This window comes from Microcoleus sp. Aus8_D2, assembly GCF_036702665.1.
Taxonomy (GTDB): Bacteria; Cyanobacteriota; Cyanobacteriia; order Cyanobacteriales; family Microcoleaceae; genus Microcoleus.
In genome coordinates, this window is record NZ_JAUBUN010000003.1 from 95,727 (window position 1) to 108,130 (window position 12,404).

The window sequence follows — 12,404 nt, forward strand, 5'->3', positions numbered from 1 at the left end:
AATATTGTAAATATTTGCTAACTCAGATGGAGCGGCTCGGCACATAGTATAATTTAAGCTATCCTCAACTGCTAACTAAAAAAATTATTAATATTAGGAGAAAGCATGAGTTACAGAATGGATCGCCGCGCCTACGCCGAAACCTTCGGGCCGACAACGGGCGATCGCGTGCGGTTAGCCGATACTGAATTATTCATAGAAGTTGAGCAAGATTTCACAACCTACGGGGATGAAGTGAAATTTGGCGGTGGAAAGGTCATTCGCGATGGCATGGGACAGTCGCCTATTTCTAATGCTGACGGTGCTGTTGATACGGTAATTACTAATGCTTTGATATTGGATTGGTGGGGAATTGTTAAGGCAGATGTCGGCATTAAAGATGGGAAAATTTTCAAAATTGGGAAAGCTGGAAATCCTTACATTCAAGATAGGGTAGATATTATTATCGGGCCCGGTACGGAAGTGATTGCTGGTGAAGGAATGATTCTGACGGCGGGGGGAGTTGATACTCACATTCATTTTATTTGCCCGCAACAAATCGAAGTGGCGATCGCCTCTGGAGTCACTACGATGATCGGCGGCGGCACTGGCCCAGCAACAGGTACAAACGCCACCACTTGCACTCCGGGGCCTTGGCATATCTACAGAATGCTGCAAGCAGCCGATGCTTTCCCGGTAAATTTGGGATTTTTAGGTAAGGGAAATAGCAGTCAACCTCAAGGATTAGTCGAACAAGTATTGGCTGGTGCAATGGGTTTGAAACTCCACGAAGATTGGGGAACTACGCCAGCAACGATCGACAATTGTTTGAGTGTAGCTGACGAGTACGACGTGCAAGTGGCAATTCACACCGACACTCTCAACGAAGCGGGATTTGTGGAAGCTACAATTGCGGCATTTAAAAATCGGGCAATTCATACTTATCACACAGAAGGTGCTGGCGGCGGCCACGCACCGGATATTATTAAAGTCTGCGGTCAAGCTAATGTTTTGCCTTCGTCAACTAACCCGACTCGCCCTTACACTGTCAATACTTTGGAAGAACATTTAGATATGTTGATGGTTTGCCACCATTTGGATCGGGGGATTCCTGAAGATGTGGCTTTTGCTGAGTCGAGAATTAGAAGGGAAACTATTGCTGCTGAGGATATTTTGCACGATTTGGGTGCGTTTAGTATGATTTCTTCTGACTCGCAGGCGATGGGAAGGGTTGGAGAGGTGATTATTCGGACGTGGCAAACTGCACATAAAATGAAGGTGCAAAGGGGGAATTTACCCCCCCTAACCCCCCCTTACCAAGGGGGGGAAACAAATTTACCCCCCCTAACCCCCCCTTATCAAGGGGGGGGAACAAGAGGGATAACCTCCCCTTACCAAGGGGGGGAAACAAGAGGGATAACCACCCCTTACCAAGGGGGGGAAATAGAGGGTCGGAATGATAATTTTCGGGCGAAGCGGTATATTGCGAAATATACGATTAATCCGGCGATTACTCACGGAATTAGTCAGTATGTGGGTTCGGTGGAAGAGGGTAAGTTGGCGGATTTGTGTTTGTGGCGGCCGGCGTTTTTTGGGGTGAAACCGGAGTTGGTAATTAAAGGAGGTGCGATCGCCTACGGGCAGATGGGAGATGCTAATGCGAGCATTCCGACGCCGCAGCCGGTGCATATGCGGCCGATGTTTGGGAGTTTTGGCGGGGCGATTGGGGCGACTTGTTTGACGTTTGTTTCGCAGGTGGCGCGCGATCGAGATATTGCAGCACAGCTAGGTTTACAAAAGCCCACTGTAGCAGTTTCGGGCACGCGGCAGATTAGTAAAAGAGATATGAAACTGAACGATTATTTGCCACATATGGAAGTCGATCCAGAAACCTATGAAGTGAGGGCGGATGGGCAATTGTTAACTTGCGAACCGGCAACTGTTTTGCCAATGGCGCAGCGATATTTTCTGTTTTGATTGGTGATGTAATCTCATCAAAAACATCCCAAAATTCTGTAGGGGCCCGTGAGCCAACCATCTATGAAATTCACAAACAATCTCATAAACCCGCCCCCCCCCCGCGATAATTTACATGAACATTTTGCCCTAAATTATGGTACATTTTGATTGTTTGTGGGGTGGGGCGGGTTTATGAGATCATTCATTTTTACCGTAGATTGTTGGTGAACCCGCCCCTACAAATTTTGTCGTTTCGTCACGACTGACGCACTCCGCCAAAGAAACCGGGTTTTTACCGAATCTTTGGATAACAACGAAGTATCTTCGTAAAAAACCCGGTTTCTGACCTCCCGTGTATCAGTCCTATGGCTATTTTACCTCTTCGGATACGCCTTCAATGAAGGCAACAAGTCCTTTACCCCAGGGGTTTGATTCGGTGAAGTGTTCGCCAACTTTTACCGCTGCTTTTTTGCCACCGTTGCAAAGCCGTTTGACGCTGATTAGGTTTTGCCACTCGATGGGTTTTTGCTCTTTTATTTCCTTAAATTCTGCATCAATAATATTGAGGGCCTGTTGTTCGTCTTGCACGTAGGTATACTTTTTTTCTAATGCCTGAATGATTTGCACCACTGCATTCAGTGCAGCTTCAGGGGAGGATTGCTGGGCAGGGATGTGGAGGTTTTGGGCTTGATTGCCATTGTTGGTACCGAAGTTGACGAGGGATTGGAAGGTTGCATTGGTGAAGTCTTGGGTGGGTTTGTCAGCCATTTGTTTTGTTCTGTTGTGGATTTGCTGGGTGGTTTGGTCAATTTTAGCAAGGAGCTCGTTTAGTTGGGGTGGTTTGGCTGGCTGCGGTGTTAGGGATAACTGACGAATCGAGTAGTTGTAATATTCGCAGGCGGCTTGGATGGCGAGAATGAGGCGGTGAACTTCTTTGCCGGATTCGGAGGGGATTAAGGTAAGGAGATGGGGGAGATGGGAGACAACTTTTTCTGTGTACTGCTTAGTGATTTTACCTAACGCATCTACCACCATGTTACGCACATCAGAGTCTGCATCTTCAAGGAGTTTAAGTAATCCCGGAATCGCCGCCTCAGAACCGATTTTACCTAACGCATCTGCCACTTTCTTACGCACATACCATTCTGAATTTTCAACACGTTTAAATAGTCCCGGAATCGCTGCCTCAAAACCGATTTTAGCCAAGGCATCTGCTACCTTCTTACGCACATATAAGTCTGAATATTCAACGAGTTTAAGTAATCCCTCAACCGCTGCCTCAGAACCGATTTTACCTAAGGCATATGGCACTTTCCTACGCACATCAGAGTTTGAATGTTCAACGAGTTTAAGCAATCCCGGAATCGCCGCATCCGATCGCACTTCCCCCAAAAGCGCAACCTTCAACCACCCCGGCACATCCAACCCATCCACCAACCCAACCGCGCGCTGCTGAAACTCCCGCTGCACCTCCCCCGCCAACCGCGCCCCCAACATCAAATCCACATCCAAAGCCAGCCGCACCACCCGCACCGCCTGCACCTCATCCGCCAACAACGACAGCATGAACGCCAGAGGCTCCGTCCATTTAAAATAATTCAAATAGAAATGCTGCAACCGTCGATCGCCCGTAGCATCCGAATGCTTCTCATCAAACAGTTTCCGCAACGCCCGCCCCGCATAATACTCCTGAAACAGTTGGTGATGAAACTCAATTTCCTCCCGCTTTGCCGCCACCTGCAACAGATGATGTTCCAGCAAATCCTCCAGCCATTCCTTCGCCTTGGTTGGTGCATCCAGCACCCCCTTATCGCGCAACCAGCACTCCAAAATCCCCTCAGCCCGATCGCGAGAAATCGCCACCCAGCCATCCGTAGGGCGCTGCGAATCGCCCTGTAACATCACAAAAGCCAACTGCTGCAACAGATCCGACTTGAAGCGCCGAAAATCCTCCGAAACCGACTGAGCGCCCTTAAACTCGTCATACTGGCGATCGAACTCCTGAAACAACTCGCCCTTACTCTGGGGAATTTTCCCGCTATTTTCAAACACCTGACACATCATCACCAACAGCAACGGCGTTTCTGCAACTTCCCGCAGGCGATTTCCCAACTGTCGCAGCAGCAAATCCCCATGTTGCGGCAAATACTTGCTCACAAACTCCCGCATCTGCGCTTCCGTCAGCGCGCACATCTCCAGCTTCTTCTCAATTCCCAAAGATCCCCCCAGCGCCAAATCCCGCGTCGTGAAAATCATCCGCGTATGGGAATTTTTATCGTGGAATCGCTGCAACTCCTGCCGCCGTTTTTGCGATGGTATCTCATTCACCCCATCCAGCAACAGCAGCAACTTGCCACGCACCCGCAAATCGTTTACCTCTTCCGGGCTAACATTGAGCTGTGCATTCTCAAATTCTGCACAGATTGCCTCTAGGATCGACTCATCGTACTTCAACTGTACCAATACCGGAATCAGTCGATCGGCCTTCTCCAACGCTTCTCGTGCCAATTCCCACCGAAAACGCTGCAAAACCGTCGATTTTCCCGAACCGGGCTTTCCCAGCAGCAACACATTTCCCTGCTGCACGTATTTGCGGAGTCCCGCTAGCACTTCCAGGCGATCGATTTTCGTTTCTGGTTTATTTTCTGCGGGAAATGGCAATTTTTCCTGGGGTGGCATTTCCTCGCGCACCTCCACCTGTAAATCCGTCAGCGTGTAGAGATGCTGTTTTTCTTGATAAGACTCAACCAGGAATTGCAGGTATTTAGGAAAATCAACTGGTTTTGCCATTTGATTGTAGATTTTAAAATATGGATTGATTATAAAATTTCAAGGTATGCAGTTGCGCTTGCTTCAGCGCTCTTTGATATATGGAAAGAGCGCTGAAGCGCAACTACGTACCTAATTGGGCGATCGAACTATAGCGATAAGCTATCCACCTTACAATTACCAATTCCCCATGCCCCATGCCCCATGCCCCATGCCCCATGCCCCAATTCCCAATTCCCCAATTCCCAATTCCCAATTCCCCATGCCCCATGCCCCATGCCCCATGCCCCATGCCCCATGCCCCATGCCCCATGCCCCATGCCCAATTCCCAATGCCCCATGCCCCATGCCCCATGCCCCATGCCCCATGCCCAATGCCCCATGCCCAATTCCCATTCCTAACCGTGTACTTCTCCACTGGGCATAATCGTACCGCGCAATTGAGCACCCGCTAAATTAGCAGTGCTCAAATCAGCCCTAATCAAACTTGTGCGGTGCAAAATCGCCTCCCGCAAATCAGTTCGAGCAAGATAAGCATCAGTCAGATCCGCCTCACTCAAATTAGCCTGATTAAAATTAGCACGACTCAAATCAGCCCGCACCAAATTAGCACGACTCAAATCAGCCATAACTAAATTAGAATTGCTCAACTTAACATCAGGAAGAAATGCACCGCGCAAATTAGCACCAGCTAATTCAGCATCAATTAATACAGCTCTTTCCAACTTAGCACTTGTCATGATAGCCCAGGAAAAATTTGTTTCTACCAAAGTTGCTTCAGTCAAAAAAGTGCCATCTAAAATAGCTTCGCTCAAATTTGCTTGAGTCAAATTTGCTTCCCGCAGAAAAGCTTCAGTCAAATTCGCTTGACTGAGATTAGCTTTAGTCAAATCAGCACCTAGCAAATTGACACCCCGCAAATCAGCACCTTGCAAATTTGCACCCCGTAAATTTGCACCCTCAAAAATCCGCTGTTCCTTGCGCAAATTTGCACCGCGCAAACACGCGCCGCGCAAATCAGCACCTTGCAAATTGACGCCTCGCATATCTGCATCGCTCAAATTTGCATCGATAAAAACTGCCAAAGAGATGTTGGCTTTGCGAAAATCTGCACCTTGCAAAGTTGCTCCGTGGAAGTCTGCATCGGACAAATTTGCTGCGCTCAAGTTTGCCTGATTTAAGTTAGCACCGCACAACTTTGCATTAGTTAAATTTGCGCGCTGAAGGTTAATTCTGTTTAGGTATGACATCGCTAAGTTTGCACCGCAGAGATCGGCACTGCTTAAATTGACGCCGATTAAATCCGCACCGCTCAGGTGGACGCCTCTCAGATTCATACCTTGAAAATCTAGTTCTCCTGATGTATATCGCCTTAAAATTTCGCTGGCATTCATATTTTTGGGGTTGTTAATTATTGGGCAAAATCTACTTACTATTTATAGATCGATACGCGATTGTTAACACTGTTTATTACCCGGAGATACCCCTCGCATTCCCCGAATCTTTGCGGGGAGGAAAGAGAACACTCTTGTCCCCCCTGCGCGGGGGGAGCGGGCTTAACTGAACCGTATTGATTTATATATTTCTGGCATTTCTAGTCTCTGAAAATAGGGACGAAAGTTTTTGTATACTCAGACTTTAATCTTGGCATTTAATTAGTTTTATTCACAAAATCTTGAGTCCAAGCGACTGTTTTGTGCCCTAACTGTCGCCCGTGAATTTTCACATGAGTCAGAGACTGTGATTTTAAAGTACCCAGTTTTTTGTAAATGTATGTAGCTGTATCCTGTTGGCTTGGGACTTCGGCAGACTCCAGAATGACGTGGAGCCAACCCTCTTTAAATCCCGCTGTGGCAGTAATTCCCTTGGGTTGTAGCAATTGATTGATCAAAATGGCGATCGCCTTTGGTTTGCCTTGTTTTGCCATTTCCACAAGCTGATACTGATTTGGTTGAGGGCTAGACTTTTGCTGCTCTGTGGCTGAAATATTTTCGGCAATATTATCCTGGATTTCAGCAGGAGAGCGCCCGCTTTCTTTTGACTCCAATTCGCTCAGGATTTCCATTAATTTGTCGGTAAATCCCTGAAGTTTTTCTACATAATCTCTGAGATTTTTATATTTCCAGTACAAACGCTCCTCTGCACTTTCTGTAGAAAATTTTGCGTTCATAGCAGATTCTAACTCGCTGAATATCTTTTCTATTTGCGCAGTAGCGGAGTTAGCACTTTGACTGACTAATCCTTTCATTTCTTCTTCCAATCCCAACTTGCGTTTGATGGAATCGCTAATATTTATAGTAACAGGAGCTGCGGCTTCGAAACCTTCGACAATTGTCGGCGGTTCTGCAATTTGGAAGGTTTCTACCAATTCCTGTCTGAAATTGGCAGTGGAATTATTGCTGCTGGTTTTGGGTTCTTTAAACTGTACATTTTCTGCCGTGTCCGGCACTAAGTAACTCTTCTGGGGGTCATAATGATAGTGAGCCGGAGCAGCTTGAATGATCTGAGTAATATCCCCGGGTTCAAAATATTCGCTGCGCCTCTTAACCGGCTCGTTGTCTTCATAAACACTGTTATTTAAATGCGTCTGATCGTAATCTTCGCTAACCGAATCTTGGGTAGCTGAATCTTCGGCTATATCGCGTTCTTCCTGTTGCAATTTTGCGTAACAAGGATTCATCGCTTTGATAATCACGCTAGCCGCTTGGTCGTATTCGTCGGTGTTGTCGAGATGATCGGCAGTTCCGTACAAATTAGATTCGAGTTCGGCTAGGCTGCCACAGACATTAAACATTTGTCGCAGCAGCTTGTCAAGTTCTTGGGTTTTCAGCAGCAGCCAATCGCGATCGCTAAAAGTGAATTCGTGATAAAGAGTAGAAAAAATGAGGATTTTTGCCCTCAGCGGATTGGTTTGCTGTAAAATTTTTTGTCTGACATCAAATAGATTTCCGGGGTCTCTTTCGCTCGACTCCCCTGCGGGCAGTTGCGAACTGAAGTGGTCATCAAATGCAGGTGCTTCGTAACCGCCAAAATTAGATATGTTTGTTTCTAATTTTGTGAAATCTTGGTATTCGTAAAACCTGCTAAGTTGGCAGACGATTTGATCTGCCACTAAAGCGTACTCGGTTTTTTTATTAACCTTGGAAACTATACTGTTTAAAACAGTTTCAATATCTTCTAACCTGCTGTATTTAGCGCAGAGTTCTTCGATTAAGTTCCCTAGATCGGCGCTGGCGAGTTGGGCAGCATCGTTTTCCCAACACTCTTTACAAGCAAAAAATATTATTTTTTTTATGCGCGAAAGATTGACATCTTGTTCTAATTCGCGAACAACTTCATCTAAAATAGATAAAGCTTGCATAGTTTTCCTCCCAAAAAATACCCTGTCAGTCGATTTTAGATTTTAGATTTTAGATTTTAGATTTACTTGCAGCATGGAATCACCGGAACCAGAACTTGAGTCTAAAATTTTAGTATCTCCCAGACTTAAGTACGTGGCACAGTACCCGTTTTTGGGCTGGTCAAGAGTCAGTCGATTTGAGATTTTTCGATTTGAGATTTGAGATTGACTTGCAGCATTGAATCAGGGAGCAGGAACAATGGTCTAAAATTTTATGAGCATCCACGACAATTGTACGTGGCACCGTACCAGTTTGTTGTGGGTCAGCAAGAAATAATACAATCATACCACATTTGATAAATGCAAGACTTTGATGCGATCGTAATTGGCAGCGGCATTGGCGGCTTAGTCGCCGGCTCGATGCTAGCTCGCTACGGCAAAGGGGTAGTCGTCTGCGAGAGCCACACCATAGCGGGCGGGGCTGCTCACAGCTTTTCGCGCCGGGGATTTCACTTTGATTCGGGGCCTTCTTTTTATTGCGGTTTGAGTGACCCCCAGTCGCTGAATCCTTTGCGGCAAGTCTTGAATATTTTGGAGGAATCGATCGCAGCAATTGCCTACGATCCGCTGGGGCATTACCATTTTCCTGAGGGAAGTTTGCCAGTTTATGCTAATGCGAGAAATTACTTAGATGCTGTAGCTAAATTCGCACCGCAAGGCGCCATAGAATTGCAGCAATTTCAACAAAATTTATTAGTTTTGTATGAAGGTTTGCGTGGAATTCCGGCTTTAGCGTTGAGAGCCGACTGGCAGTTAATACCTGTTTTGCTGTCTCGATACTCGCCTGCTTTGCTGAAGCTGTTACCGTCATTAGGTGCGATCGCCAGTTCGGCTGGTACATTAATGGATAGGGACGTGCACGATCCTTGGGTACGGCGCTTGATCGATTTGGAGTGCTTCTTGCTATCGGGCTTGAAAGCGCACGGAACCGTCGCGCCGGAAATCGCTTTTATGATTGGGGAACGATCGCGATCGGCGATCGAGTATCCTGTAGGAGGCAGCGGTGCGATCGTCGATGCGTTAGTCCGAGGCTTGCAGCGCTGGGGTGGAAAGTTGCGATTGGGAACACCCGTCGAGCAAATATTAGTTGAATCCGGGAAAACTACGGGCGTTCGGTTGCAAAACGGCGAAACTATCCGCGCCCCAATTGTCATCTCAAATGCCACTGTTTGGGATACTTATACAAAATTGCTACGGCCTGAAGATTTGCCGGAAAGCTACCGAAAAACTGCCTTAGCGATGCCCGCAGTAGACAGTTTCATGCACCTGCATTTAGGCATTAAAGCCGAAGGAATCGCAGGCTTGACCGGCCACCACGTCGTCGTTCATGACAGCAAAGTGGACATTACAGTACCCGGAAATACCTGCATGATTTCGATTCCGACTGTGTGGGATCAAACTCTTGCACCGCCCGGACATCACGCGATTCACGCCTATACATTGGAACCTTATGCAGGTTGGAAATACGGCGACGGTTATCAAGAAAGGAAACAAGCGCGATCGCAATCTCTGTTTAAAGCTTTAGAAAAAATTATACCGGATTTGCGATCGCGAATAGTCCTGGAGTCGATCGGCACACCGCTAACCCACGCCCGATATTTGCGCCGGTATCAAGGAACCTACGGGCCTGCAATCGCCGCCGGCAAAGGCACGTGGCCCGGGCCACAAACCCCAGTCAAAGGCTTGTATCGGGTGGGAGACAGCACGATGCCGGGAATTGGAGTCCCCGCCGTCGCAGCATCGGGTATTTTGTGCGCTAATACCTTAGTAAATTCCGATATTACAGCAAAATTTTTGTAAATTAGTCGCAACAGGTTCGTAGTGAGGACTTTAGTCCTCTTCAAAATTAGAAGAGGACTAAAGTCCTCACTACGAACATTTTATCCACCAGCGGCAAAAGCGCAGGTTTGATCGTTCGGACTTTAGTCCTCCGATCGTTTAGAGTAGGACTAAAGTCCTCACTACGAACATTTTATCCACCAGCGGCAAAAGCGCCCATAACTGCGATCGACAAAGCCAAACCGGGCAACAACAGCATTCCTAACATCAAAGCATCGTGTCCGCTCATAACTTTCTCCTGATACTGACGTTGGATAGCTTATCATAAACACCCAGATTTCGCCACCGCCTTAACAATTAAAACCGACAAATTGATGCCGGAGTGACCGGGCAAATCTGATTGACAATCGAATTCCCGCGCAAGTCAAGCGTCGTTAACTTTTGCAAAGATTGCAGTGCACTGATATCAGAGATTTGATTGTTGTACAAATCGAGTACAAACAAATTCTTCAAAGTTTGCAGCGCGCTGATATCAGCAATCGGATTATTGAACAAATAAAGTTGAGTCAAATTAGTTAACGATTTCAGCGAACTGATGTCTGATATTTGATTGTTGCCGAGGTTTAGTTCAACTAAATTAGTTAGATCTGCCAAAAAACTAATATCCGATATTTTATTTTCAAATAAAACCAGTTTCTTGAGATTAGTCAAAGCTTTCAACGGAGTCAAATCAGATATTTGATTCTCGAACAGAAACAGCGTAGTGAGATTTTTTAAAGCAGCCAGCGGACTGATATCCGATATTTGGTTTTTGTAAAGGTAGAGTGTCTGAAGTTCAGTTAAATTTACCAGAGGAGCGAGATCGGTAATTTGATTTTTGTATAAAATCAGCGCCTTTAAGTTAGTTAAAGCTTTCACTGGACTGATGTCTGATATTTCGTTGTCAAACAAGACAAGTTCGATAAGATTAATCAGAGGCGCCAGGGGACTGATGTCTGATATTTGATTGGTATCGAGAACGAGTCTAGTCAGATTTGTCAGAGATGAAAGCGGGCTGATATCTGATATTTGATTGACATCCATCACCAGAGTTTTCAACTTGGTTAAAGATTGCAGGGGAGCGAGATCGGATATTTGATTGCTGTCGAGGCTGAGACTGGTAAGTTGAGTGAAGGATGACAGGGGACTGATATCAGTAATTTGAGTAAGTTTAAGGTTGAGTTCTGTTATACTAGAAAGCAGTTCGTTGGCTCGATCGCACTCGGAAGTATCTGATACTTGCAACAGTATTTCTACGGTATGTTTGGCGCCGGGAGAGAGATTGTCTTTGTGCTTGCACCAATCGGGAAAGTTATTATAAGTTGTTGTCATGGATTTTAGCTTTTAGATTTCAGTCCTAAACGCAAAACCTATCTTTAGGGTTCTAGAAGAGCGCACCGACGATAAGTAGAGCGTCAAACAGGTTTGATCGTTCGGACTTCAGTCCTTCTTGATGAGGACTTGCATTCCTCACTACAGTATAAAACAGGTTTGTACTGAGGACTTCAGTCCTTCTTTCGCTCGGACTTGCATTCCTCACTACCAACTAATTTTTTTACAGGTTTGATCGTTCGGACTTCAGTCCTTCTTAGGAACGAAAACTTAATAACTTAAACACCTCTTATAATCCTTTTTCCTATAAGCTGCGAGGTAAAACGAGGCTCTTCCTCACAGATATGCCCTGCCAGGAAGAGCCTGGTAACAAGCAAATTTGTGAATCGGATTTTTGCGGTTTTTGAGAAATGTTAGCAAAAATTGTGTAAAGTAATCTTAACATCGTTTATTGCATTCATTCGCAGGAGCCAACAGCCAACTATGACGCCAGAACTAATTTTCAATGCAGGTAATCTATTCGTTTTGCCTTTCTGGGCAATTATGATTTTCTTGCCAAACTGGGGAATTACCCGAAAAGTGATGAATTCCTTTATTCCCTTTGCAGTGCTCGCCGTCTTGTACATATATTTGTTTGGTAGCAGTCTGACTCCCGAAAATGCCGCTGCTTTGTCGAATCCTAAGTTAGCAGATATTGCTAAGTTTCTGGGGGAGGAAACGGCGGCTGCTACGGGATGGATTCATTTTTTAGTGATGGATTTGTTTGTGGGACGCTGGATTTATTTGGAAGGACAGCGGACAGGTGTTTGGACTGTTCATTCTTTGGCTTTGTGTTTGTTTGCTGGGCCGATGGGATTGCTTTCTCATATTTTAACTGCTTGGATTACTGAAAGGTTTTTCCCGAGTTCTGATGTGGCGGAAACTGCTAGTCCTTCGGTTTAAGGAGAGGGTTTTTAAGATATTGGATGTTAATCATCCATTTTTGGATGCAGGTGTTGGTAGTGAGGATTTAAGGAGGCGGACTGAAGTCCTCACTACTAATACCAAGCGTGACAAATCAATGCAACGATATTGGTAGGGTGTGGATCCATCGATAGTATCCCAAAAGAGGCGAACAATCTATCGAGCGACGCACCATCGACAATAT

Annotated in this window: 8 protein-coding genes; 3 read left to right on the forward strand and 5 right to left on the reverse strand. The window is 46.0% G+C overall.

The annotated features are described in order from the left end of the window. Positions 1–105 precede the first annotated feature (105 nt). Positions 106–1,956 carry an urease subunit alpha gene (ureC, locus tag QUB64_RS03575; RefSeq protein WP_333267571.1) on the forward strand — a complete coding sequence of 617 codons (1,851 nt, stop codon included), beginning with the start codon at positions 106–108 and terminating at the stop codon, positions 1,954–1,956. Between the two features lie 351 nt (positions 1,957–2,307). On the opposite strand, the gene QUB64_RS03580 is transcribed toward ureC, so the two are convergent. The 4 genes from QUB64_RS03580 to QUB64_RS03595 form a co-directional block, all read right to left on the reverse strand. Beyond that, on the reverse strand, positions 2,308–4,728 hold the full coding sequence (locus tag QUB64_RS03580) for an NACHT domain-containing protein (RefSeq protein WP_333267573.1): 2,421 nt from the start codon (positions 4,726–4,728) through the stop codon (positions 2,308–2,310). A 103-nt stretch (positions 4,729–4,831) separates the two neighbouring features. Then, the gene (locus QUB64_RS03585; protein ID WP_333267575.1) at positions 4,832–5,062 is read right to left on the reverse strand and encodes a hypothetical protein; all 231 of its coding nucleotides are present in this window, start codon (positions 5,060–5,062) and stop codon (positions 4,832–4,834) included. 43 nt (positions 5,063–5,105) lie between these two features. Beyond that, positions 5,106–6,101 carry a pentapeptide repeat-containing protein gene (locus tag QUB64_RS03590; protein WP_333267577.1) on the reverse strand — a complete coding sequence of 332 codons (996 nt, stop codon included), beginning with the start codon at positions 6,099–6,101 and terminating at the stop codon, positions 5,106–5,108. A 257-nt stretch (positions 6,102–6,358) separates the two neighbouring features. Continuing rightward, a complete protein-coding gene (locus QUB64_RS03595) occupies positions 6,359–8,068 on the reverse strand; it encodes a hypothetical protein (protein WP_333267579.1) in 1,710 nt (569 codons plus the stop codon). Positions 8,069–8,407: 339 nt separating this feature from the next. Here QUB64_RS03595 and QUB64_RS03600 point away from each other — a divergent pair, with 339 nt between their 5' ends. Then, a complete protein-coding gene (locus QUB64_RS03600) occupies positions 8,408–9,907 on the forward strand; it encodes a phytoene desaturase family protein (RefSeq protein WP_333267581.1) in 1,500 nt (499 codons plus the stop codon). 336 nt (positions 9,908–10,243) lie between these two features. Here the strand turns inward: QUB64_RS03600 and QUB64_RS03605 are convergent, their stop codons facing one another. After that, on the reverse strand, positions 10,244–11,257 hold the full coding sequence (locus QUB64_RS03605) for a leucine-rich repeat domain-containing protein (RefSeq protein WP_333267583.1): 1,014 nt from the start codon (positions 11,255–11,257) through the stop codon (positions 10,244–10,246). 483 nt (positions 11,258–11,740) lie between these two features. Between QUB64_RS03605 and QUB64_RS03610 the strand changes: the two genes are divergently transcribed. Then, positions 11,741–12,199, forward strand: coding sequence for an ABA4-like family protein (locus QUB64_RS03610; RefSeq protein ID WP_333267585.1), 459 nt, complete (start codon positions 11,741–11,743; stop codon positions 12,197–12,199). Positions 12,200–12,404: the final 205 nt, after the last annotated feature.